This is a genomic window from Sphingomonas sp. AC435, assembly GCF_979253005.1.
On the sequence record NZ_CEEDCJ010000005.1, the window covers coordinates 1 to 22,945 of the forward strand.

Here is a 22,945-nt window from a genome sequence, read left to right on the forward strand (position 1 = left end):
AAACAGGTCGCTCATTCCAGTCTCCTCTCAGAGCCTGAATCAGATCGCGCCTCTCACATCAATGGGTCCTGACCCTAACCTAATCGCCTAGCCACGACTTGACCTCCCGTCAGTGACATGGCTTGCGTTACGATATGCAAACTATGTTAGCGCCTGGTTTCCAACACGAGGAATTTGTTGGAAACTTGTCCACGGGACAATAGTCCGGCATCGTAAGTTCTGCAGTGCGACCATATGCGCTTAGGCGCGATTTGGATTACACAAACAGAGGTCCACGATCATGCTATGGCCTGCTTCGGCTATATATCTCCGAATCAAGGCCGAGGACAACGTATGGCGCATTACCGGTTGTACTTCCTTGGCGCGGATGATCGTGTGTCGCGAGCGTTAAACCTCCATTGCCCGGATGACGATGCAGCGATCATGATTGTCAGGCAGCACACCCACCTTCACGCCATGGAGCTGTGGTCAGGCAGCAGAAAGGTCCTCTACTTTCCCGTTGAAGGGTCATCCAGCAGATGAACATCGTAGGTGGCGAGCGGCGTGCGCGAAGCCAGGAGCTCGATGAGCTTGCCAGGAGTATTCGCGCCTTGATCACGGATCGTACCGCCGCAGACGCCGTTTCCGCCTATGAAGGCGTCGCCAGTGACATCGATCGCGAGCGGGATATCGCCTTCTGCCGCGAGCATGGACAAAGCGAGACAGAGGCAAAACCCCTGACGTCAACAGCTTCGATTTTTGGCGTTTGACCTGGTGCAGATCAAGCGCCTGATCGAAGCTCATGTTGTGTCAGGCTTGGCCATGTTCCGCGTGACGCCCCTCAGGCGAAGACATCTCTGCTTTGCATATTCTCATCAACGCGTTAGCCGACCATATCGTGGGACGCCTGGTGGCTACCGACTTATTGGACGCGGGAGACGATGGTGTCGGCGACGCAAGCACTGCCCGACCGGGCCCTGACCGGCATCGCCGGGCTCGACGACATCCTGAATGGCGGCCTGACCCCACACCGCATGTATCTGGTCGAGGGCACGCCGGGCACCGGCAAGACTACTCTTGGCCTTGGCTTCCTGTTGGCGGGTGCCGCGATCGGAGAGACCGGGCTCTACATCACTCTAGCGGAGACTGAGGTTGAGCTGCGCGCCGTGGCCGCGACGCATGGCTGGACGCTCGATCCCGTCGAGTTGTTCGAGATGGTGCCTGCCGACGGACTGGGCGAGGATCAGGAACAGACGTTGCTCCATCCCAGCGAGGTCGAGCTGGGTGAGACGGTGCGCGACGTGATGGCGAAGGTGGACGAGAGTCGGCCGAGCCGGATCGTGCTCGACAGCCTGTCGGAGCTTCGGCTGCTCGCGCAGAGCCCGATCCGCTATCGCCGCCAGATCCTGGCGCTCAAGCACTTCTTCTCGACCCGTCGCTGTACCGTGCTGTTCCTCGACGACAAGAGCGGTGCGGGCAGCGACCTTCAGCTGCACAGCATCGCCCACGGTGTCGTCTCGCTGGAGCAGACCCTGTCCGGGTTTGGCGCGCAGCGTCGTCGCCTTCACGTCGTGAAGATGCGCGGACTGCAGTATCGCGGCGGCTATCACGATTTTGAGATCGAGCGCGGCGGCCTGCGCGTCTACCCCCGGCTGGTGGCGTCCGACCATGACACCAGTGAGGCCGGCGCGCCAATCTCGACGGGATCGACCGAGCTCGATGACCTGCTCGGCGGCGGGCTCGTACCCGGCACCGCTACGCTGCTCACCGGCCCTGCCGGCGTCGGCAAGACGACCGCCTCGGTGCAATGCATGGTCGCGGCACTCCGCCGCGGCGAGAAAGCGGCATATTTCCTGTTCGACGAACGGCTGCCGACGCTGCTCGCGCGCAGCGCGGCGCTCGGCATGGACCTCCAGCCCTATATCGATGACGGCCGGCTGGACCTGCGCTCGATCGACCCGGCCGAAATGTCACCCGGCGAGTTCGCCGGCTCGATCCGCGCTGCGGTCGAGGAGCAGGGCGCGAGCTTCGTCATCATCGACAGCCTCAATGCCTATCTCCAGTCGATGCCGAACGAGCAGTTCCTGGTGTTGCAGATGCACGAGATGCTGACTTATCTAGGGCAGAAGGGCGTGGTCAGCCTGCTGATCCTGGGGCTGCACGGCGTAATGGGCGACATCCGCTCCGACGTTGATCTCAGCTACTTGTCCGACACCGTCGTTCAACTGCGCTATTTTGAAGCGTATGGCGAGGTCCGCCAGGCGATCTCGGTCATCAAGACCCGTACGGCACGGCACGAGCGCACGATCCGTGAGTTCCAGATTGGCGGCAACGGGCTGCAAGTCGGCGGACCGCTGCGCGAGTTCCAGGGGGTACTCACCGGCGTGCCGACCTTCTCAGGCGAAGGAAAGACGCTGATGGCCAGTCAGATGGGCACTTTGGACCAGCACGGCTGATATGCCCGAACGGGTTCTGATCCTGGCACCGCGCGGGCGGGACGCGGCGATTGCTGCGGAGTTGCTAGGTCGGCACGACATTCGCACCATCATCTGTGCAAATCAGGCGGCGCTCCTCGATCATTTGAACACCGGCGCCGGCGCCGTAATGCTGACCGAAGAGGCACTGCTGGCGGGCGACACGGGTGACCTCGCAACATGGGTCGCCGCTCAGCCGGCCTGGGCCGACATCCCCTTCGTTGTGCTGGCCAACGGCGTCCGCGCGCCGCGAAGCGCCGCCGCGACCCGTCGCCTCGGCGAGCTCGGCAACGTGGTGCTCCTCGAACGCCCGCTGCACGCTGAGGCGATGTTGGGCGCGGTTCGCTCGGCGTTGAAGGCTCGGTCCCGGCAATATGAGGTGCGCGACGCGGCCGGCAAGCTGGAGCGCGCGGTCGTTGATCGCACCCGTGAACTGGAGGCGGCGCGCGAGAGCCTTGAGATCGCACTGGACGCGGCCGGAATGGGCAGCTGGGACATCGACCTGCTGACCGGAGTGGCTGGGAGGACGCTGCGCCATGATCAAATCTTCGGCTATGCGCAGGCGCTGCCCGACTGGAATGTCGACGCGTTTCTCAGGCACGTCGAGCCCGCGCAGCGCGACATTGTGTCGGAGGCTTTCGCTGCGGCTCCGACGACCGGATTGCTCGACATCGAGTGCGGCATCGTCGCCGCCGACGGCAGCCGCCGCTGGATCGTCGCCAAAGGCCGGGTCCGCTACGACGAGAGCGGCGTTCCCGTGCGGATCACGGGCGTTGTCTCCGACGTGACCGATCTCAAGGACGCCGATGCGCAGCTCGCCCAGGCGCAGAAGATGGACGCGATCGGTCAGCTGACCGGCGGGGTGGCGCACGACTTCAACAACCTGCTGACGCCGATCGTCGGCAGCCTCGACCTCCTGCGCCGCCGCCACAAGGACGACGAGCGCACCCAGCGGATGATCGGGGGCGCGCTCCAGGCCGCCGAACGCGCGGCAACGCTGACCCAGCGGCTGCTGTCGTTTGCCCGCCGCCAGGCGTTGCAGCCCCGCGCGGTCGACGTCGGCGCCCTGATCGACGGCATCGTCGACCTGATCCGGCGCTCGCTGGGGCCGTCGATCGCCGTCGTGCTCGAGGTGCCGCGGCATCTATCGTCGGCACGCGTCGACCCCAACCAGCTCGAGCTGGCGCTGCTCAACCTTGCGATCAACGCACGCGACGCGATGCCGGGCGGCGGTCGACTGACGCTGACGGTCGCGGATGTCGTGGTCGACCAGCGCAACGCGATCGGGCTCGAGGCCGGCGGCTATGTAAGGCTACTCGCCGTCGACACTGGCACCGGGATGGACCGTACGACGCTCGCCCGGGCGACGGAGCCGTTCTTCTCGACCAAGGGGGTCGGCAAGGGCACTGGCCTTGGCCTGTCGATGGTCTACGGGCTCGCCGCGCAGTCAGGCGGCACACTCAGGCTGTCAAGCGAGCCGGGATCGGGCACCACGGTCGAGCTGTGGCTGCCGGCGACTGACGAGCCGGTGAGCGACGGGGGCGAGCAGCGAGCCGAGCCAATCGCCGCCCGGCGCGCCGCGACCGTGCTGCTGGTTGATGACGAGGATCTCGTGCGCGCCGCCACCGCCGACATGCTGCGCGACCTGGGCTACACCGTAGTCGAAATGAGCTCGGCGTCGCAGGTGCTGGCAGCGGTCCGGGCCGGACTGGAAGTCGACATCCTGGTGAGCGATTACCTGATGCCGGCCATGACCGGCGGTCAACTTATCAGCGAACTGCGAAACTCCGGCGTGCGGCTGCCGACCTTGCTAGTGACTGGTTATGCGGCAGCGGGCAATGACGTGCCTCCCGATGTTCCGCGCTTGGCAAAGCCATTTCGACAGGTCGATCTCGCCGCTCGGGTGGATGACCTGCTGCGCCCTACTCCCGACTCCGCAGCACATCTGCGCGTTGTGATATAAGTCTCTCGCGCAGGATCAGGGCTGCAATTGGACGGGAAAGACGGGGCGGCTGACCAAAGTTTGAACGACCGATAGGACGATAATCTCGTGGGAAGTGCGCCGTCCTGTGCGGATCGCGCCCCAAAAGTCGTGATGACCCAGATCCGGCCATTCAGCTGCACAATCACCAGCTCCACAACCGGCCACTCGTTCATCTTTGGGCACCAGGGCTTCGAGCCGAGCTCGATGCAGCTGTCATAAAGTTTATGGTTTTCTCGCCGGCGCTGCGTTCACGCGAATCAGTCGAACGGGGGGGCCGCCTTCAACAATCTCGAAGCTTGAAAAGTCCTTCGCAAACTCGACAACGAGTCCCATCGTCTCGGAGCGGTAGCGATCGGGGGATAGTGCAAGGAGACGTTCCGAATCGGAACCGCCGGTGTTCGCGTACAGGCCGTCGCGACGGGCTTCCAGATCGACAGCAAGTCCGCCACCCTCGAACCGTCCCATCGCTTTGGCCAGTTCGGCCTTCGAAAGCCTCTTCTCCTGGGCCGCGGGTGCTGCGATTTCGGGCCAGTGATAGTCTGTCGCGACGGCGCGGACGATCTCATCCATCAGCCGTCGCCCCTGCCCGCCATTGGTCAGCACGGCGATGCCCTCTCCTTTGCCGACATAGGCCACCATGAACGACTGAAAGCCCTCGTTCAAACCATCGTGACCAAACCTCGCCGGACCGTTGGTGTAGAGGGCTGGCCCCATCCCCCAATTCGCCGTTATCGGCATCAGCATCTGACGAGTCATTGCCGGCGAAAGACGATGGCCCGGCTGACCGGCGGCGGAGGCCTGCAGATCGATCAGCAAACGCGCAAGGTCGCCGGCGCTCGCCCACAGCCCGGCCGGACCGAGTTCGGGATAGACATGATAATTGCCGCGGATCGGTCTGCCGTTGATATGTCCAAAGGCCATATTGGACTGGATCGCGGGCGATGGCGGCTGGGCATAGGCGCTGCGGCTCATGCCCAGCGGACGTAGCATCTCACGCTCCGCCAAGTCGGGGAACGGCACCCCGACCACGTCCGAGAGCGCAAGCTGCGTCAGGACATAGCCGCCACCTGAGTAGGTCCACTGGACGCCCGCCGGCAGCACACTACGAACAGCACCGCTGTTGCTGGGCGGAGTGCCGTTAAGGATCTGAATGGGTGTCGGTAGCGGCGCATCGGGCAGATAACCTGGAAAGCCGTGAACGCCCAGTCCGGCCGTGTGGCTCAGCAGCTGGCGCAGCGTCACGCCGTTCGGCGCAAGCTTTGGATCGCGTGGCAGCTGCCAGGAATGAAGAGCAGCGTTGATGTCCCCGTCGAGCTTGAGCTTACCCTGTTCGACCAGCCGCAGCGCCAGTACGGCCGTGGCCAACTTGCTGATCGAGGCTGACTGAAACGCGGTATCGGAATTAACGGGCGCGCAGCTGACCGTGTCGCGCACTCCCCACCCCCGCGCCCAGGCGACCTTGCCGCGGTGGATTACGGCTACACTCACACCGGGCACATCATAGTGACGCATCCGCTCGCTCAGAACGAACGGTTTGGCACCAGGTTTGATGACGGCAGGGTTCAGGTTCGCTTCGACGTAGCGGGAGTGCGGATTGCTTGGGCCACCCGCCGAACTGGCGGGGGTGACACACTGCACGCGCTCAGGTTCTGCGACGGCGGGATTACCGATTGCCGAGGCGCCCAATAGCCAGGTCAGGTATGTCGACGGGATCATACGACATGTCTCCTCTTGCTTACGGCATTCGACAGGCAACCGCCCCCTCCTCGACGCGGTTGCAATCGGAGGGACATCGATTGAATCGGCGGCGAAGGTTAGCGCGTGGTCAGTTGCTCCGTGGGTGGCGCCGGCAGATGTTCGTGCCAGTTTGCGAGAACGAGCACCGCCGCCATTTCAACTACCAGCATTCCGATCTGCAAGACGGCTTGCGTTGCGTCCAGGAACAGCGCGGCCATGACTGTGGCGAGCGTCACCGAAGCCGCCAGGATGCGCATGGCCGAGGCGGTCACCCGCGGCCAATCCCGCTCCAGCATCACCCAAGCCATCCGGACCTGCCACACACCGAGCAGCAGCAGTACGACGGTGAGCGCCGGCACCGCAGCTTGGTACGTCCCGCCAAGGAGGGCGGCCTGAACGCTGCCCGGAGCGGCGATAGCCTGAAGTCCCGCGCCACGAGCAAACATATAGGGTAGGTCAAAGACGGCGCAGCCGATCTGAAGCGCTGCAATCGGCAAGATCAAACCCAAAGCAAGCGCGTAGCTAGCGATCACAAACCGCCCTTCTTCTTGCGCCGGCATCTCTCGCAGGGCGGCAAGCAGGCATCCCACGGCAAAGGTCAGAGCGTGGCCGTCGTCAAGCGCGGATCCGAACTCCGCACGCATCGCGAGCGCCCAATCCTGACGTTGCCTGCCAAGGCAGCGTTCCGCCGCCACCATGAGAACCTTCGCGACGAGATCGTTCATGTGAGCGAGACCTTCCACGATGAGACCTTACCCGCACCGGCAGCCGCACGCGCGAGTTCCGCACCGGTGGCCGTCAGCCGGTACGCATGCCGGGCGGGGCGCCCGGGTCGCAACGGCTCGCGCCATTCGGCTTCGAGCAAACCCTGATCGGTCATGCGCATCAAGAGCGGGTACAGCGTTCCGGACAGCAGACCCGTGGCCTTCATCAGGTCGTACCCATGTCGCCATTCCTGCGGCCGCATCGACAGGGCGTCCAGCAGGGCGATCATCTGCTTCGATGGGCCTCGGCTTCGGGTCATACCTTCAACTTACATATGTAGACTTAAAGGTCAACCTGCTTACGTTCGCCGAGCAGGACGCTGCTTATGAACGAAGCTTCTCCCCAACGACTGCGGAGGCTGAGGAGCTATGAACCCAGAGTTAGCGGCAACAGGTCTCAGTCGGTGTTGCCATACGGCCTAGTCGCCCGTTCGGGCACTCGCTTTGAATCATCGCGCTCGCCCTCCCATATGGGGCAACTAGGGAGACGCAGATGGCCGGCGGATGGACGCGCGATGGCGCAGTTCAGGATCAGATTGACGACTCTGTGGCTGACGCAGTGCTAGCTGCGCGGGCGAGCATGCCAAGTGGAACGGGTGAGCCTTTCTGCGCAATCTGCGGCGACGACATTCCGGAAGGCCGACGCCGCGCGGTTCCCGGAGTGCGTACCTGCGTGACGTGTCAAAGCGGCCGCGACAGGCCCCTCGCTACGACGTTCAATCGCCGGGGCAGCAAGGACAGTCAGCTGCGGTAGCGCCCCCCCCCCCCGCGCGTCGGCGATGCGCGCCGTCTCAATTGACCCACTTCCGGCCATTCAGAGCCTGTTCGCCGCTGCCCAGAACCCGCCATTCGTTCATCGAAGTTGCGCCAGCCATTATGGGTTCCTGCGAGAGCCCGCATTACTTCGAAGAGGAAAGGGTTGACGAGGGCGCCAAGCGCATAAGGCGAAACTCAGCAGTTCGCGACATGCTGCTCCACATGCCGTTCCTGGGCAGGGGACACCGCGAAGGGCCAACCTCGGCCGTCGTCGCCAATGCGAACCGCGCGCGGGTGCGTGACATGCCGTTACCCCCCGCCTGCCTGCAGGCGGCGGTCGACATCACCGGTTGAATGAGAAGGTGCGGAGAGATGGTCAGAGAGCGCGTCGAGGAACAGGTGGACCTTTCGCGGCACGTACCGCCGTGTCGGCAACACCGCCCAGATGCCTTGGTCGGGCACGGCACCGTCGGCAAGCCTGATCTCCATAAGCCGTCCGGCCGCCACGTCATCGTGCACGTTCCACTCCGAAAGCTGCACGATGCCCAAACCCCGCATCGCCGCTTCGTGCAGCGCCTCCATGCTGTCCGCGGCGAAGCGGCCCGCTACCGTCTGACGGACGGCGCGACCCTTGTGCTCAAATGTCCACTGCCGCGCGGCCGGAATGCCGAGGCAATTATGCTGTCGCAGTTCGACGACACGCCTCGGGGCAGGATGCCTCGCCAGGTAGGCAGGCGACGCGTAGAGGCCACGCGCATTGTTCGCTAACCGGCGCGCGACAAGAGTGCTATCCCTCAACTCGCCGAAGCGAACCGCGACGTCGATGCCCTGTGCGGCAAGGTCGGCGACAGCGTCGCTCAGCAGCAGTTCCACCTTCAGCCGGTGATGTCCGCCAAGGAATTTGACGAGCATCGGCGTCAGGATCTTGCGGCCGAACGGGACCGATGCAGCAACCCGCAGCAGGCCACGCGCTTCCTCCTCGCCGCCTGCGACCGCCGCGCGACCTTCTTCGGCATGCGCAAGGATGGCCTCGGCATGGGGCAGAAACGCCTCGCCCTCCGGTGTGAGCGAGAGCGACCGCGTGGTTCGGTGAATCAGCCTGGCGCCCACCTCCGCCTCCAGCGCAGCCAGCCGTCGCGACGCTGCAACCGGGGTCAGGCCGAGGCGACGACCGGCCGCTGACAGGCTGCCCTGCTGCACGGCTTCGATCAGGACGGCGAGGTCTGCGAGATCCAGCATATCTTCGTATGATAAGCCGACGTGTCCGAATGCGCTACTTATGCTTCGAGGCGACAAGGTCCAGATGGGGTCGGATTGCTGAACGCCCAGGAGGCCCGTATGACGACCATAGCACCTGCCGCCGACGCGGGGTCGAGCCGCCGGCTCGGCTCCGCGCTCAACTTCGCAATGGCGGCAGCGGCCGGCGTTGCGGTCGCCAACATCTACTACAACCAGCCGATGCTCGGCATCATGGAGCGGGATCTCCCCGGCTCCATCAGCAGCCTCGTACCCACGGCGACGCAGCTGGGTTATGCCGCAGGCCTATTCCTTTTGGTCCCGCTGGGCGATCTAATCGAGCGCAAGCGCCTGATCGTCCTCCAGTTCGCCGGCCTCGCCGTCGCGCTGGCCATTGTGGCGGTCGCACCGGGCGCGACCATGGTGATCCTCGCCTCGCTGCTCGTCGGGGTCCTCTCGACGGTCGCACAGCAGATCGTGCCGCTCGCCGCGCACCTGTCGACCCCGGAACGGCGGGGAGCCACCGTGGGGACGATCATGGCCGGCCTCCTCTGTGGCATCCTTCTCAGCCGCACGCTCGCCGGCTTCGTCGCGACCCATGCCGGCTGGCGCGAGATGTTCTGGCTTGGAGTACCGATGGCGGTCGGTGCTGGCGCGCTCATGGCGGCGATGCTACCGAAGAGCACTCCCGACACGACCCATACCTACGGCTCGTTGATCCGCTCTCTCGGCGGGCTCTGGTCCGAGTTCAGCGCTCTGCGCAAGGCGGCGATCACGCAGGCACTGCTGTTCGCCGGCTTCAGCGCGTTCTGGACGATCCTCGCGCTTCGCCTGCAGGAGCCGCGCTTCGCGCTGGGCGCCGATGTCGCCGGCCTGTTCGGGATTGTCGGTGCCGTTGGCATCCTCGCGGCACCCGTCGCCGGCCGCATCGCCGACCGTCGAGGTCCGCATCTGGTTATCCTGCTCGGTGCCGTTCTTACGCTGGCGGCATGGGCAGTATTCGGCGCTTTCGGCACCATCGCGGGCCTCAGCATTGGCGTCATCCTGCTCGACTTCGGAGTGCAGAGCGCCCTCGTCTCGAACCAGCACGTCGTCTACGCCCTGCGGCCCGAGGCCCGCGCGCGCCTGAACACCATTTTCATGGGCGCCATGTTCCTTGGCGGTGCGGCCGGGTCCGCCAGCGCCACCTTAGCCTGGAACGCCGGCGGCTGGACGGCGGTCGTCCTGCTTGGAGTCGTCTTCTCCGTCATCGGCGTGCTGATCCAGCTCGCTGCCCTGAAGCGGAAGGGCTGAGCCATGCGGATCGCAATCGCTGGCGGGTCGATGGCAGGCCTGTTCGCTGCCGCCCTGCTGCGCCGAGGCGGACATGACGTTCACGTCTACGAGCGTTCGATCAGCGGACTCGAGGGGCGCGGCGCGGGCCTGGTCGCCCAGCGGGAGGTGTTCGACCTCCTCCGGATCATCGGCCGCGACGAGGCCGCTCGGCTTGGCGTCGTGGCGCGCGAACGCATCACGTTCAACCGGGACGGCACTGTGGCCTCGGTCGACGCGACACCGCAGATGCAGGTCTCCTGGGACCATCTCTACATCGCTGTCCGAATGCAGATTTCGGACGACGCCTACCACCTGGGGCGCAGCACCGTGGCGGCGGGGCAGGAGTGCAACGATGCCTGGCTCGAGCTAGAGGACGGAACCCGTGTCCATGCGGATCTCGTCATCGGCGCCGATGGCATCGGGTCGGCCGTCCGCCGCTCGATGCTCCCGCAGGACGGCAGCCCAAGTTATGCGGGCTACGTCGCCTGGCGGGCGCTCGTGCCAGAGGGTCTGTTGTCGGCGACGGCTGCGGACATGCTCTCGGACCGTTTCGCGTTCTATCACATGCCCGGTGGCCAGGCGCTCGGCTATACGGTCGCCGGCGCCCAAGGCGAACTTACGCCCGGCGAGCGCCGCTACAACGCAGTCTGGTACCGCACGACGCCGGACCTGCCGGCCACGCTCACCGACCGGGCCGGACGCGTGCACCCCTATTCCCTGCCGCCCGGCGGCGTTCGGCCCCAGGCTGTACACGAACTACTGGCGGCAGCGCACGACCTGCTCCCGCCACCATTCGCGGATGCGTTCGCCGCAGAGCCGCAACCATTTGTCCAGGCGATCTTCGACATGGAGACACTGCGCATGGTCGATCGTCGGGTGGCGCTGATCGGCGATGCCGCCTTCGTGGCACGTCCGCACACCGCGATGGGTGTCGCCAAGGCGGCGGGGGACGCGATTGCGCTGGCCCGCGCGGTAGCGCTCGGTTGGACGCCGGACGCAAGAAGCGCGTTCGAGCGGGAGCGCCTAAATGCCGGAGCAGCGATCGTGGCCTATGGCCGCCGACTGGGCGCCTCGCTGAGGTAGGAGGCGCCGATCCGCATCAGCCCGTCTTTCGCCTGGCCAGGATGGCCGCCCATGGGTTCGGGCGTGCCGCGCCGACGCGGTGCAGCGTATTGCGATCCTGATGCGCGAATGGCGGTTCGTGTCCTTCGACCAGCAGCTCTGTATCGGTGACATAGCTCCACGATCCATCGGGGTTGAAGGTGATGGTTATCCGATAGCTGTCGGTCCGGAACGACTGTTCCAGGAACGCCGTCGAGCAGATTCCATATTCCGTCTCGCCGCGCGTCGCCGAAACGACGATCTCGTCGGCATCGTGCCGGGCATTGCCGGACGCGAGCGCCACCTGACCACGCGGGATCGCAAGCGTCTGGAGCACGAGCCCAGTGGCCGGTTCCCATAGCCAGAAGCCGACCTGCTCGTGAAAGGTGATGTCTTCCTCCTCCGTAGTTATGTGGAGGTGGTAGCGCAGTCCGTAGAAGAGTTGCGGGCCGTTGGCCTGAGGGTCGATGGCTTGGAAGTCGATGTTCTCGATAAACACCCGCCGTTCTGGCCCTTCCGGCTTTGGTGCGAGATCCACACCCTTGCGGGCACGCCAACGGCCCGCGAGGCGGCGCAACGGTCCGAGGTTCGCGAGCGTATCGGGATCAACGTCAGTCGGCTCGGTAAATATGTCGTGCGGCGCTGGAGTCATGACCGGTGTCCTGCTGGAGCTGTCGGACGCAACGCCCTGATCGGCGTCGCCCACCCTTTGGATACTGGAGGCGTCACGGCGGATGCAGCCATACAAAGGTTTCAGGCGCGTGGTGACGTCTTCCGTTCAGCTTGCCTTGACTAGCTACGACCGGAACCAGTGGACCAGGAACCCCGACCTATGCACCTGCCAAGAACCGTTACCGTTTTCGCCGTACTTGCGACCGCCGCGGCCGCAACAGCAAGCGTGGACACTTCTTCCAAGCCGGGCGGGATCTATCGACTGAAGCCGGGTATCTACGTCCGCGAGGATGTCGCCTGCGGCTCGGCACCCAACGCCGCCATACGGCAGTATGACGGGCGCGGCATCAGCGGCGCGCATAGCCGGGCCTGCCGCGCGCGCATCCTATCGCGGCGCGGCACCCGCTTCGGCGTCAGCCAGTCCTGCATCGACGCTGGCGCGGGCCCCGCGCCGCGCCGGACCGAACGCCAGACTGTCACCGTTTCCGATGCACTAACCTTCTCGCTGCGGACGCGCGGGGCCGCCTCGACCTATCGCTACTGTCCGTCCTCCATGCTGCCCGCCGGCCTGAGCGGGGCGGCACGATGAGCGGCTCGCCGGCCTGTTTCGCGCCACTCGCCGCCATGCTGGTGCTCACGGCCTGCGCGACCGCACCCGGGATCGGCACCCACACCGGGCCGATCGGGGCAGCGCCCGCGCCGCAGGAGACGATCACCGTGGCCCTTGGTCCGTGTTTCGGCTTCTGCCCGGTCTACGAGGCGAGCATCGCGCCAGAAGGCGGCGTTCGCTTCGAGGGGCAGCGGCACACCGCGGTGCTGGGCGAACGGACCCGCAACGTTGGAGCAGCCGTCTACGACGGCCTAAAACGCGACCTCGCGGCGTTCCGTCCAGCCGCTGGCACTCAGGCGACGGTAGACTGCACTGCCGCAGTGTCCGATACCTCTCCCTATACCGTGACATGGACCGATCGAGCGGGTCGGCAGACTATCGCGACGGTTCAGGGCGGCTGTCCTGGCGGGCCGGGCCAGGCGCTCGTCCAGCTGCTACGCGGCGTGCCCGAACGTCTCGGCATCGCCGAATGGGCAAGGCAGACGACCCGCCCCGGGACGTCCCGGGGCTGAACGACCCGATCGCGGACGCCTAGCCGATGGCGTCCGCGATTGCCTCGAGCAGCGTGTCGGGATCGACCGGCTTGGTCAGGAAGGCGCGCGCGCCGCACGCCAGCATCTGCTCTCGCACGGGCGAGGTCGGGAACGCCGTCATCACGATGAGCGGGTGGGCACACCCCCGCCGGTTCAGTTCCTCCTGCAGTTCGCGGCCATCCACTCCGTCCATGTGCACGTCCGTGACGATGCAGGAGAAGCCTTCAAGCTGGGGACTTGCCAGCAACGCGCCGCCTTCGTTGAACTGTACGCCCGTCAACCCGGCCGACCGCAGCAGGCTGACGATGCTGCCGCGAACCCCGGGGTCGTCATCGACGATCGCCACGAGCTGTGATGGGGGCAAGACCTGACTCCGAACTAGGGCGGACATGCCCGAACTCAACGGAAGTGGCGCGGTCGGGCCGGTAATGCCATCATACTCAGATATTATACCGGTGGATGGTCTCGTCCCGGACTCCAAGCTGCTCGGCCATCCGCACAAGGTCGGCCAGCGACTGCGCTTCCATCTTGCGCATCACGTTGCCCCGGTGGATCTTGACGGTGATCTCGCTGAGATCGAGCTTCGCGGCCACCTGCTTGTTCATCAGTCCCGTGACCACCAGCCCCATTACGTCCCGCTCCCGCGGGGTAAGGCGCGCATACAGGGCCTTCAGCCCGGCCGCATCGGCGGATTGCGCGCGTCGCGCCCGATCGACGTTCAGCGCCGTTGCCACGGCTCCCAGAAGTTGTTCGTCGTCGAACGGCTTGGGCAGGAAATCGATCGCGCCCGCCCGCATGCCGCGCACCGTCATCGGAATGTCGCCATGCCCGGTGATTAGCACCACCGGCAGGTCGATACCCTGAGCGGCCAGTCCCTCCTGGAAGTCGAGTCCACTTTCGCCCGAGAGGCGAATGTCCAGCACCAGACACGCCGCGGTCTCGTGTCTGTCGGCGTCCAAAAAGGCGGCCGGACTGTCGTAGAGGCGCACCTCATATCCGCTGGAGCGCAGCAGACTGCCGATCGAGCCACGAACCTCGGCATCGTCGTCGATCACGCATACGCAGTCCGCCGCCGCTGCTCCGACCGTGACCGAGCTCACGCCGCCATCCTCTTGCCGTCGGCGACCACCGGCAGGCGGAAGCTGAACGTCGCACCGCCATCCGGGTTGGTCGCTCCGCCCAGCGTGCCGCCATGCTGCTCCACGATCGATCGGCAGATTGAGAGGCCCATCCCCATGCCGTCCAGCTTGGTAGTGAAGAAGGGTCGGAACAGACCTTCCGGATCCATGTCTGCGAACCCGGCGCCGCAGTCGCTCACCTCGATGACGACGGACGACGCGCCGAGCCTACCATCGACGCACAGTCGGCGCCGATCTTCAGGTGTCGCGGCCATTGCCTGCTTAGCGTTGAGCAGCAGGTTCATCAGGACCTGCTGCAGCTGCACCCGATCGCCGATCACGTCGGGCAGACCATCCTCCACCACCGAACGAACCTCGACGCCGCTGGCGCTCATGTCACGTTCAAGGATAGCGATTGTATCCGCAATGAGCGCGCCGACCTTTACGACCTCCTGCTGCGGATCCGCATTGCGTGCGAGGTCGCGGATCCGGGCGATGATATCCGCCGCACGCCGGCCATTCGACGCGACGTGATCAAGGCAGTCGGCCACCTCTGGCGCATCCGGCGCCTCACGGGCAAGCCAGCGCCGGCCAGACTTGGCGTAGGTGATGATCGCCGAAAGCGGCTGATTGACCTCGTGCGCGATAGACGCTGCAAGCTGCCCGAGTGTGGTCACGCGCGCCATGTGCGTCAGCTCGGCCTGAGCTTCCAGCAGCCGTGCCTGCGCCCGGTTTCGCTGCGTCACGTCGAGCGCGGTGACCAGCACGTGGTTCCACCCGTTGTGGTCGGGCGGGAGTGTGACGCGCAGCACCACCTCGATCACGTCGCCGGACTTGGTGAGGAACTGCACCTCTTCCTCGATCGGTATCTCGCCGCGTAGCAGCCGCTCGAAGATCCGAACCTGCGCAGTCCGTGTCATAGCGGTGTGATGCTCGATGATGTTGCCGCCGATCAGCTCCGATCGATCGGCGTAGCCGAACAGCCGCGCCACCTCCTGGTTGGCGCTTCGGATGTAGGTCCGCGCTGCCGCGCGTTGCACGAGGTCCTCACTGGGCGCCTCGCCGCAACTGAGCAGGTCATACGCGGCCGACCAGTCCGACTCCCAAATCGGGAAGCCGCTGGCGTCGAAGATCATGCCGTAACGCTCATCCGCCCGGCGCCGTTCAGCGGACGCCGTGATCTGACGAGCGCACAACAGGGCGGTGGTGGCGATGGCGACCAGGCTCACTCCAAGCCGCATCGCGGGCGAGCCGAATCCTTCCGCGCCGTGGCTGATAAAATATGCGAGGAACGCCAGGATCGCGCAGAGAATACCCGCCGCGTGGACCAGTGCGCGACGCTGCACACGGGCGATGACGAGCACCACCGCGGTATAGAGCACCGCCACCGCGCCCTGCAGCGGACTGAGCACGTCGAGGGCGAGGATACCGAGCGCGAGTGGCGCCGCCATCCAAATTCGCGCTGCTGCGGGCCATCGAACCGCTTCACCGCCACTCCTCATCGCCATCTCCCACATCGATCCGCAGGATCGCCCGCCAGGAGGCAGGCTGGCCCAGCCCCTCGCGAAGTGCAACCGCCGCCGGAGTCGACAGAAGTTAGAAGCGGACATCCATGCGGAACCGAGTCCCTGGCTTCGCATCCTCCCACGCCGCCGTCGCGTCGAGCTTCGCGACGGTCGCATGGATCAGGCGACTGCCCAGACCCGCCTGGCGACCCGGCGTCCCGCCGCCGCCGCCCCGGTCCTCCACAGTGAACCGATAGGCCCCGTTGGGACGACGGCGGAGTAGCACGAAAATGTCGCCCGGCTCGTCCACTCCATAGGCGTGCTTGCACGCGTTTGTGATCAGTTCGGTCGCGAGGATGCCGAACGCAGTCGCGACATCGGCCGTCACCGGCACGGTATCGGCGTCGATCCCGACCTGTCGCTGTGGGCCGCAGGTGCGCGAAAGCTGCTCTCCCAGATCCTGGAGGTACTCGCCGAGGTCCACCTCCGATTGGCTCCCGACATAGAGTTGCCGATGGACGGCTCCGACAGCGATGATGCGCTGACGCGTGCGCTCGAGCACACCGAGCGTCCCCGCATCGACGACGGTCCGCGCCTCCGCCGATATCAGCGCGCCGATAAGCTGAAGCTGGTTTGCCACTCGGTGGTTTACCTCGTCGGACGCGCTGGGCATCCGGTTGGTCCGGGTGGTCGGCTCATGCGAGGTCATCTCGCCTTCCATCGTCATGTGCATCGGGACGAACCTCGCTCTGGTTGATGCCGTCACCTGACCTGAAGAATAGGACTCCCGGTATCATACGGACGTTTGCATCGGTGCGGGCTGACCCAAACCTGAGTATGATGGATCACGCCACCCGATGGGGCGATCGTTGGACATGTCATGGATGACACAGGTCGTAGCGGCGCACCGCCACCACGGAGATCAGGATGAGACCCATCGACACGCGCGAGCACCAGCGGTTCCCCGTCCTCTCACAATCGCAAATCGAAACGGCGCGCCGCTTCGCCAGCGGTTCCGAGACGCGCTTCGCCCCCGGCGAGGTGCTTTACGGCATCGGCGATCACGGCACGCCGGCCTGGCTGGTGCTTGACGGGGCGATCGAGGTCATGCGCCGCGACGGTCTGTCGCAGGAGGCGGCGATCACAACGCATCATGCCGGCCAGTTCTCCGGCGAGGTCAACCAGCTGGCGGGTCGTCCGTCAATCGCGGCCGGGCGCGCAGGTCCGGAGGGGTGCCTCGCGCTCCCCTTCGATCCTGCGCATCTGCGGGCGCTGATGATCGGGTCGGCGGACGTGGGTGAGATCGTCATGCGCGCTCTCATCCTGCGGCGGGTCAGCTTGATCGAGGAAGGCGGGGCCGGCGCGATCCTCATCGGCATGCCCGGTAGTCCGGACATAATGCGGCTGCAGGATTTTCTTGGCCGCAGCGGCTTGCCGAACCTCGTCCTCGATGTCCGCTCCGACGAAGAGGGCCGCGCGCTGGTGGAACGCACCGGTGTGCTGCCGGAGGAACTGCCGCTCGTGGTCTGTCCGACCGGGCCGGTGTTGAAGCGCCCGAGCGTCGAGGAGTTGGCGGCGTGCCTAGGGGTCGTGCCCGCGATCGATGCCGAGCGGATGTTCGACGTCGCCGTTGTCGGAGCCGGACCGGCCGGTCTGGCAACTGCGGTATATGCGGCGTCCGAGGGGCTGTCCGTCATCGTTATGGACGGACGCGCGATGGGTGGGCAGGCGGGCGCGTCGGCACGGATCGAGAATTATCTAGGATTTCCGACCGGCATTTCGGGTCAGGCACTGGCGGGTCGGGCATTCAACCAGGCGCTGAAGTTCGGCGCGGAGGTCGCGATCCCGATTGCGGTCGAGCACCTCGACTGCGACGGCTCCGAACTCGGTCTTCTCTGCGCCGACGATCGACGCGTGAAGGCGAGATCGGTGGTGATCGCATCGGGCGCGCGCTATCGTCGGCCGGACGTACCCAACCTCACCGAGTTCGAAGGCGCGGGCATCTCCTACTGGGTCTCCGCGATCGAGGCGCGGCTATGTGCGGGCGAAGAGGTCGTGCTGGTCGGCGGGGGCAACTCCGCGGGACAGGCGGTCGTGTTCCTGGCACCTCAGGTTAAGAAGCTGCACCTTGTCGTCCGACGCGAACTGGCGGCGACGATGTCCCGCTACCTGATCGATCGAATTGCCGCGCTGCCCAATGTGGAGATGCATGTCGGCAGCGAAGTCGCGGGGCTCGAGGGCGACCGTGCCACCGGGCTTTCCGCGGCGACGTTCCGCGACCGGCGCGACGGCACGCTGACTCGGCGCGAGGTGCGACATATGTTCCTGTTTATTGGCGCCGATCCCAACGCCGACTGGGCGCACGAGTGCGTCGAGACCGATGGCAAGGGCTTCATCATAACCGGCAACGGTGCGCTGCCGCTGGAAACCAGCCAGCCCGGCGTGTTCGCGATCGGCGACGTTCGCGCTGGCTCGACTAAGCGGGTCGCCGCCGCGGTCGGCGAGGGTGCCGCCGTCGTCGCCCAGATCCACGGCATGCTCGCCGAACAATCGAAGAAGGAGACGCACTGATGCCCTGCACGCACATGAGCACCATTCACGAGGTGACCCCCAGCGCCAGGGGGTGCGAGGACTGTCTGAGGATCGGCAGCGAGTGGGTGCATCTGCGGCTATGCCGCGAATGCGGTCATGTTGGCTGTTGCGACCAGTCACCCCACCGGCACGCCCGCGCGCACTTCCACGCAACGGCCCACCCTATCATCGAAGGCTACGACCCACCCGAAGGCTGGGGATGGTGCTACATCGACGACGTCGAAGTAGAGCTGCCCGACCAGACGCCGCAGGACGGGCCAATTCCGCGATACTTTTGATCCGCCGCTTGGCAGCTTTCGAATGATGCGCGAAAAGAGCAGAGCGGATTTGGTCCGCTCCGCTCGCATCAACCGACCCGACGGCTTCAGCTGCGCACGAACGCGAGCAGGTCCGGGTTGATGACGTCGGCATGGGTGGTCAGCATGCCGTGCGGAAAGCCCGCGTAGACCTTGAGCGTGGCGTTCTGAAGGAGCTTCGCCTGGAGCAGCGACGCATCCTTGTAGGGCACGATCTGATCGTCGTCGCCCTGCAGGACCAGCGTCGGCACGGTGATCGCCTTGAGGTCCGCGGTTTGGTCGGTCTCGGAGAACGCCTTGATCCCCTCGTAATGGGCATTGGCGCCGCCCATCATGCCCTGACGCCACCAGTTGCGGATTACGCCCTCGGATGCCGTCGCATCCTCGCGGTTGAATCCGTAGAACGGCCCGGAGGCGACATCGAGGAAGAACTGCTCACGGTTGGTGGCCAGCGCTGCGCGGAATCCGTCGAACACCTCGATCGGCGTCCCGTCGGGGTTCGCCTCTGTCTTCACCATCAGGGGCGGTACGGCGCTGACCAGGACTGCCTTGGCCACCCGGCCCTGCGGCTGGCCGAACTTCGCAACGTAGCGGGCGACCTCTCCGCCACCGGTCGAGTGGCCGATGTGGACGGCATCGGTGAGGTCCAGATGCTCGACCACGGCCGAGGCGTCTGCGGCATAATGGTCCATGTCATGTCCCGTGCCGACCTGCGACGAACGGCCATGACCACGCCGGTCGCTCGCGACGACGCGGTAACCGTTGGCGAGGAAGAACAGCATCTGCGCGTCCCAGTCGTCCGATGACAGCGGCCAGCCATGATGGAAGACGATCGGCTGGGCGTCCCTGGGGCCCCAGTCCTTGTAGAAGATCTCGACGCCGTCGGCGGTGGTAACGTATGCCATGCTGTCCTCCATCAAAGCAGACGGAGCACCAGCCCGTCCGACGTCAGGTCTGTCGGGCATTCCTCGCTAGCGCGGTATTATACTGAGGTTTCGGGTGCCTCGGTTCCGACCGCAGGCACCCGAACCGCACGGCGCGCCACCTGCAGGGAGCCGCACTTGCCGGCTTACAGGAACGGTGTGCCTCTTCAGAACCAACTTGCCACGGATAAGGTAGGCCGGCTCATGCGCGAGGTGACGAATGATCGATTTCGGTACAGCGGTTTGGCTGGCGCTTGCTGGCATTCACCTCGCAATCATCGTTCGACAAGGCTTTTCAAGACGGGCGGCTGGCCAGCGCAGACGTTACGATCGGCGAGGATCGATGCCCGCACCGCGGCCACAACGCCCCGATGCTGAGACACGCCTGGCTGCGCGGCTTTCGCGAGGGACGGGCAGCTTGAGGAGGCGAATACGCGGAGAACTTTCGCGGCAGCGGCTGACGTCGTGGTCGTTTGCGGGACAGTTTATGAGGCAGCGCCCGCCGGTGTGTTGAGCGTCGCCCTTTTCTGATGCGGAAACCTTATCGTCACGGTCAACCCGTTGACGCTGCGCACGTCGAGCGTTCCGCCAATCTGGCGTACGAGCGAGCGAATGATGCCATAGCCCAGAGACCCTTCACGGGCCTCCGCCATGCCAATGCCATCGTCGCAGATGACGACCTCTATACGATCTCCGTCTGTCCGACGAAGCTCCGCCAGCAGCCGTCCGGAGCGCGGTTCAGGAAAAGCATACTTCAGCGCGTTGGTGATGAGTTCTGTCAGTACAATCCCCAGCGGTACAGCGGTGTCCGGGTTCACCATGATCCCGCTCTCAAGATCCGTCTCGATCTCGATACGCCCTCCGCTTTCCGCGATTGGACGATGCGCCTCGCACAGGTCCCGCATGTAGATCGACACATCGATCCGCTGCATCGTCTCAGACCTGGAGAGCAGGTCATGGACGCGAGCCATGGCCGTCAACCGCTCCTGCGTTTCGTAGAATAGAGCCTGTACGTTCCCATCGACCTGTCTGCGCGCCTGCAGGCTGATCAGCGATGCAGCGATGGAAAGGCTGTTCTTGGCCCGGTGGTTGACCTCGGCCACCAGCATCTCGCGCTCGTCCACGAGTAGCGCCAGCGCCTTGTTTGCGGCCTCGAGCTCACGAGTCCTGTCGGAGACCCTGGACTCCAGCTGCTCCGTCATCAGGCGAAGCCCTTCCTCCGCATCGTACCTTCGTGAAATGTCCAGGTACGACAGGAAGTGGTTGGTAATGCTGCCCTGGCCGTCCCCGAGAGCCGTTGCGAACAGCATGGCGCGAAACGGCGTGCCGTCCTTTTGGTATTGCACGAGTTCAAGCGTCGCGTCTTCGCCGTCCCGCATCGATTGCTGGTAGCTGGCTATCGCCTCGGCATCGGTCCCGTCACCGTTCATGAAATGCGGGTGTTGGCCGAGAAGCTCCTCGACCGAATACCCCGACAGGCCAGTGAAAGCCTCATTGGCAAAAATGATGGGATTCCCCTCAAGCGTCGCATCGGTGACGATCATCGGCATGCGGGTGACCCGCACCGCCTCCACGAACATGCCGCCTTGAAGTCGGACACCTTCCAGATGGCGTTCCGCACGCGACCGGTCCGGCGTGTCCGCCATGTCATGCTCGTAGTTATTCATGGAAGAAATGCACCTTGCGCCCGAGCGCTCATAAATCCGGATGCCGCGACAGGCGTCTCTAATCAGAAGATTGTCAAATCAATATCTAGCTTGAGCGTGATGTGGGAGTGTTTCGCTCCTGGCGCACGGATCGATAGCACGACCCCGAAGGTTATAGCTTAAACTTGCTATTGAGAATTATTTATGTGCCACGTTCTGGTGATTGAAGATGAGTATCTGATATCCGACCATATCACGAGCCTGGCGACAGAGGCTGGCGCCACATCGGTGACGCAGGTCGACACGGAGGAAGACGCGGTTAGCGCCGCCCGCGTTCGCCGACCCGACATGATCATGTCGGATGTGAAGCTGGCCTGCGGCAGCGGGCCCTTGGCGGTCCAGACGATTCTTGCGGAGCACGGGCCGATACCGGTGATCTTCATCACTGGGTCTCCAGAAGCGTGCAGTCCCTGTGATCTGCCTGCCGTGATCCTGGGAAAGCCGATCCTCGAGAGAGCGGTTATCCAGGCCTTTCGGCAGCTATCCGGACAAGACAACTGCCACGTTCCTATCATCTCGGCCTAGACCGCCCATGCGGTTCTCGCCGGTCGTTGCGGCCGAACCGCAGCGTGACATCAGACCACGCTGGATCGCTAATGCACCGTCCACGAACGGTACTCTGGCGGCGCACAGGCCGCCAGAGTCTGTCGATCATGCAGCTTGAAGGTTGACGGCCGAAGTCTTGCCGCGACGGTCCTGCTCCAGCTCGTAAGTGACGCGCTGATCCTTCTCGAGCGTCTGCATGCCTGCACGCTCAACGGCAGAGATGTGAACGAAGGCGTCGCCTCCTCCGGTCTCAGGTGCGATAAAGCCAAATCCCTTGGCGGCATCGAAGAATTTCACGGTTCCGGTGATCATGATGGGTATCCTTGTCCCATGTATGACGGGCACGCGCCAACAGCGGCGCGTCCCGGCTTCGGTGAGGCTAGATAGGGACAAAGGGAGGAGCCAAGGCGGCCCGATATCCGTCGCACGCGACGTCAGCACCTCCTGCATAGCTCAAGCCGCAGCTGCAGGGAACGGCCAAGATGACCCCTGATGCGTCGCATCAAACTCGCAAATGCCACATGCTGAGGCTAGCTGCCGGCCATCTACAAACGTCATCGCAGTCTGCGTCACCGATAAGTTCGACGACTAAGGGACTAGCGCCAATATACGATCTACCTCATGTTTCGCGCGATCGAAGCAGGGGGACGGAAGATGAACAAGGACACAGTTCGGCACCAATCCGGCGTTGCGGTGAGTGGATTGGTCGCTCTGCTGATGATTGCCGACGGGCTCGCCGGATTATTGCAGCCGCAACTAATTGCATCTGACATGGCATCGGATGGCTGGGGCGCGGCAACACTGTTTCCGGTGGCAATGCTCGCGCTCGTGAGTGGCGTCACTTACGCCTTCCCGCGAACAGCAGTTTTAGGCGCTATCCTCATAACGGGGTTCGTTGGCGGCGCACTCGCCGCGCATCTGCGTGTTACCCAGGTCGTGATTTTCCCTGAAGTCATCAACGTGGCGCTGGGCGTCGGGGCTTGGGGAGGGCTGTGGCTGCGTGACCCTCGCCTGCGCGTGCTGCTTCCGCTGCGTCGACCGAGCAGCAGGTAAGCTCGGCTGGCCATGTGTTCGGATTAACCGGCGAGCGGCTTCGTGG

24 protein-coding genes are annotated in these 22,945 nt (G+C 64.8%); 12 read left to right on the forward strand and 12 right to left on the reverse strand.

The annotated features are described in order from the left end of the window. Window positions 1-518: 518 nt before the first annotated feature. From AC0CH8_RS11415 to AC0CH8_RS11425, 3 genes are all read left to right on the forward strand, one after another. Complete coding sequence (locus AC0CH8_RS11415) at window positions 519-749, forward strand: hypothetical protein (protein WP_465239987.1); 231 nt, start codon at window positions 519-521, stop codon at window positions 747-749. A gap of 171 nt (window positions 750-920) precedes the next feature. After that, on the forward strand, window positions 921-2,435 hold the full coding sequence (locus tag AC0CH8_RS11420) for an ATPase domain-containing protein (RefSeq protein WP_055844916.1): 1,515 nt from the start codon (window positions 921-923) through the stop codon (window positions 2,433-2,435). 1 nt (window position 2,436) lies between these two features. Continuing rightward, window positions 2,437-4,416, forward strand: a complete 1,980-nt coding sequence (locus AC0CH8_RS11425) for an ATP-binding protein (RefSeq protein ID WP_465239988.1) — start codon at window positions 2,437-2,439, stop codon at window positions 4,414-4,416. Between the two features lie 243 nt (window positions 4,417-4,659). Here AC0CH8_RS11425 and AC0CH8_RS11430 read toward each other — a convergent pair whose 3' ends face one another. From AC0CH8_RS11430 to AC0CH8_RS11440, 3 genes are all read right to left on the reverse strand, one after another. After that, entirely contained in the window at window positions 4,660-6,153 is a 1,494-nt protein-coding gene (locus AC0CH8_RS11430) for a serine hydrolase domain-containing protein (RefSeq protein WP_465239989.1), read from the reverse strand. Between the two features lie 98 nt (window positions 6,154-6,251). After that, window positions 6,252-6,899: a hypothetical protein gene (locus tag AC0CH8_RS11435; protein ID WP_465239990.1), complete on the reverse strand. Its 648-nt coding sequence runs from the start codon at window positions 6,897-6,899 to the stop codon at window positions 6,252-6,254. Next, entirely contained in the window at window positions 6,896-7,168 is a 273-nt protein-coding gene (locus tag AC0CH8_RS11440; RefSeq protein ID WP_465239991.1) for a PadR family transcriptional regulator, read from the reverse strand. The genes AC0CH8_RS11435 and AC0CH8_RS11440 overlap by 4 nt, the downstream gene beginning before the upstream one ends. A gap of 263 nt (window positions 7,169-7,431) precedes the next feature. Here AC0CH8_RS11440 and AC0CH8_RS11445 point away from each other — a divergent pair, with 263 nt between their 5' ends. Further along, the gene (locus tag AC0CH8_RS11445; protein WP_082474538.1) at window positions 7,432-7,692 is read left to right on the forward strand and encodes a DksA/TraR family C4-type zinc finger protein; all 261 of its coding nucleotides are present in this window, start codon (window positions 7,432-7,434) and stop codon (window positions 7,690-7,692) included. 311 nt (window positions 7,693-8,003) lie between these two features. On the opposite strand, the gene AC0CH8_RS11450 is transcribed toward AC0CH8_RS11445, so the two are convergent. Continuing rightward, window positions 8,004-8,933 carry a LysR family transcriptional regulator gene (locus AC0CH8_RS11450; protein ID WP_465239992.1) on the reverse strand — a complete coding sequence of 310 codons (930 nt, stop codon included), beginning with the start codon at window positions 8,931-8,933 and terminating at the stop codon, window positions 8,004-8,006. A gap of 168 nt (window positions 8,934-9,101) precedes the next feature. Here AC0CH8_RS11450 and AC0CH8_RS11455 point away from each other — a divergent pair, with 168 nt between their 5' ends. After that, window positions 9,102-10,223, forward strand: coding sequence for an MFS transporter (locus tag AC0CH8_RS11455; RefSeq protein ID WP_465240162.1), 1,122 nt, complete (start codon window positions 9,102-9,104; stop codon window positions 10,221-10,223). A gap of 3 nt (window positions 10,224-10,226) precedes the next feature. Continuing rightward, a complete protein-coding gene (locus AC0CH8_RS11460) occupies window positions 10,227-11,327 on the forward strand; it encodes an FAD binding domain-containing protein (protein ID WP_465239993.1) in 1,101 nt (366 codons plus the stop codon). A 16-nt stretch (window positions 11,328-11,343) separates the two neighbouring features. On the opposite strand, the gene AC0CH8_RS11465 is transcribed toward AC0CH8_RS11460, so the two are convergent. Continuing rightward, window positions 11,344-12,051: an FABP family protein gene (locus tag AC0CH8_RS11465; RefSeq protein WP_465239994.1), complete on the reverse strand. Its 708-nt coding sequence runs from the start codon at window positions 12,049-12,051 to the stop codon at window positions 11,344-11,346. 192 nt (window positions 12,052-12,243) lie between these two features. Here AC0CH8_RS11465 and AC0CH8_RS11470 point away from each other — a divergent pair, with 192 nt between their 5' ends. Both AC0CH8_RS11470 and AC0CH8_RS11475 read left to right on the forward strand, forming a co-directional pair. Next, window positions 12,244-12,606, forward strand: coding sequence for a hypothetical protein (locus AC0CH8_RS11470; protein ID WP_465239995.1), 363 nt, complete (start codon window positions 12,244-12,246; stop codon window positions 12,604-12,606). Next, a complete protein-coding gene (locus AC0CH8_RS11475) occupies window positions 12,603-13,139 on the forward strand; it encodes a DUF6438 domain-containing protein (RefSeq protein ID WP_465239996.1) in 537 nt (178 codons plus the stop codon). The genes AC0CH8_RS11470 and AC0CH8_RS11475 overlap by 4 nt, the downstream gene beginning before the upstream one ends. Window positions 13,140-13,158: 19 nt before the next feature. Here the strand turns inward: AC0CH8_RS11475 and AC0CH8_RS11480 are convergent, their stop codons facing one another. The 4 genes from AC0CH8_RS11480 to AC0CH8_RS11495 form a co-directional block, all read right to left on the reverse strand. Next, the gene (locus tag AC0CH8_RS11480) at window positions 13,159-13,506 is read right to left on the reverse strand and encodes a response regulator transcription factor (protein WP_465239997.1); all 348 of its coding nucleotides are present in this window, start codon (window positions 13,504-13,506) and stop codon (window positions 13,159-13,161) included. Window positions 13,507-13,600: 94 nt separating this feature from the next. After that, window positions 13,601-14,215: a response regulator transcription factor gene (locus AC0CH8_RS11485; protein WP_465239998.1), complete on the reverse strand. Its 615-nt coding sequence runs from the start codon at window positions 14,213-14,215 to the stop codon at window positions 13,601-13,603. A 41-nt stretch (window positions 14,216-14,256) separates the two neighbouring features. Beyond that, a complete protein-coding gene (locus AC0CH8_RS11490; RefSeq protein ID WP_465239999.1) occupies window positions 14,257-15,729 on the reverse strand; it encodes a sensor histidine kinase in 1,473 nt (490 codons plus the stop codon). Window positions 15,730-15,874: 145 nt separating this feature from the next. After that, window positions 15,875-16,516: a sensor histidine kinase gene (locus AC0CH8_RS11495; protein ID WP_465240000.1), complete on the reverse strand. Its 642-nt coding sequence runs from the start codon at window positions 16,514-16,516 to the stop codon at window positions 15,875-15,877. A gap of 194 nt (window positions 16,517-16,710) precedes the next feature. On the opposite strand from AC0CH8_RS11495, the gene AC0CH8_RS11500 reads away from it, so the two are divergent. Then, complete coding sequence (locus AC0CH8_RS11500; protein WP_465240001.1) at window positions 16,711-18,354, forward strand: FAD-dependent oxidoreductase; 1,644 nt, start codon at window positions 16,711-16,713, stop codon at window positions 18,352-18,354. A 14-nt stretch (window positions 18,355-18,368) separates the two neighbouring features. Further along, window positions 18,369-18,653, forward strand: a complete 285-nt coding sequence (locus tag AC0CH8_RS11505; protein WP_465240163.1) for a UBP-type zinc finger domain-containing protein — start codon at window positions 18,369-18,371, stop codon at window positions 18,651-18,653. 86 nt (window positions 18,654-18,739) lie between these two features. Here the strand turns inward: AC0CH8_RS11505 and AC0CH8_RS11510 are convergent, their stop codons facing one another. Both AC0CH8_RS11510 and AC0CH8_RS11515 read right to left on the reverse strand, forming a co-directional pair. Continuing rightward, complete coding sequence (locus AC0CH8_RS11510) at window positions 18,740-19,576, reverse strand: alpha/beta fold hydrolase (protein ID WP_465240002.1); 837 nt, start codon at window positions 19,574-19,576, stop codon at window positions 18,740-18,742. A gap of 503 nt (window positions 19,577-20,079) precedes the next feature. Further along, the gene (locus tag AC0CH8_RS11515) at window positions 20,080-21,261 is read right to left on the reverse strand and encodes a sensor histidine kinase (RefSeq protein WP_465240003.1); all 1,182 of its coding nucleotides are present in this window, start codon (window positions 21,259-21,261) and stop codon (window positions 20,080-20,082) included. A 183-nt stretch (window positions 21,262-21,444) separates the two neighbouring features. On the opposite strand from AC0CH8_RS11515, the gene AC0CH8_RS11520 reads away from it, so the two are divergent. Continuing rightward, a complete protein-coding gene (locus AC0CH8_RS11520; RefSeq protein ID WP_465240004.1) occupies window positions 21,445-21,825 on the forward strand; it encodes a response regulator in 381 nt (126 codons plus the stop codon). A 126-nt stretch (window positions 21,826-21,951) separates the two neighbouring features. Here AC0CH8_RS11520 and AC0CH8_RS11525 read toward each other — a convergent pair whose 3' ends face one another. Continuing rightward, window positions 21,952-22,158, reverse strand: coding sequence for a cold-shock protein (locus AC0CH8_RS11525; protein WP_465240005.1), 207 nt, complete (start codon window positions 22,156-22,158; stop codon window positions 21,952-21,954). Window positions 22,159-22,500: 342 nt separating this feature from the next. On the opposite strand from AC0CH8_RS11525, the gene AC0CH8_RS11530 reads away from it, so the two are divergent. Next, window positions 22,501-22,899, forward strand: coding sequence for a DoxX family protein (locus AC0CH8_RS11530; protein WP_465240006.1), 399 nt, complete (start codon window positions 22,501-22,503; stop codon window positions 22,897-22,899). The last annotated feature ends 46 nt before the right edge of the window (window positions 22,900-22,945 follow it).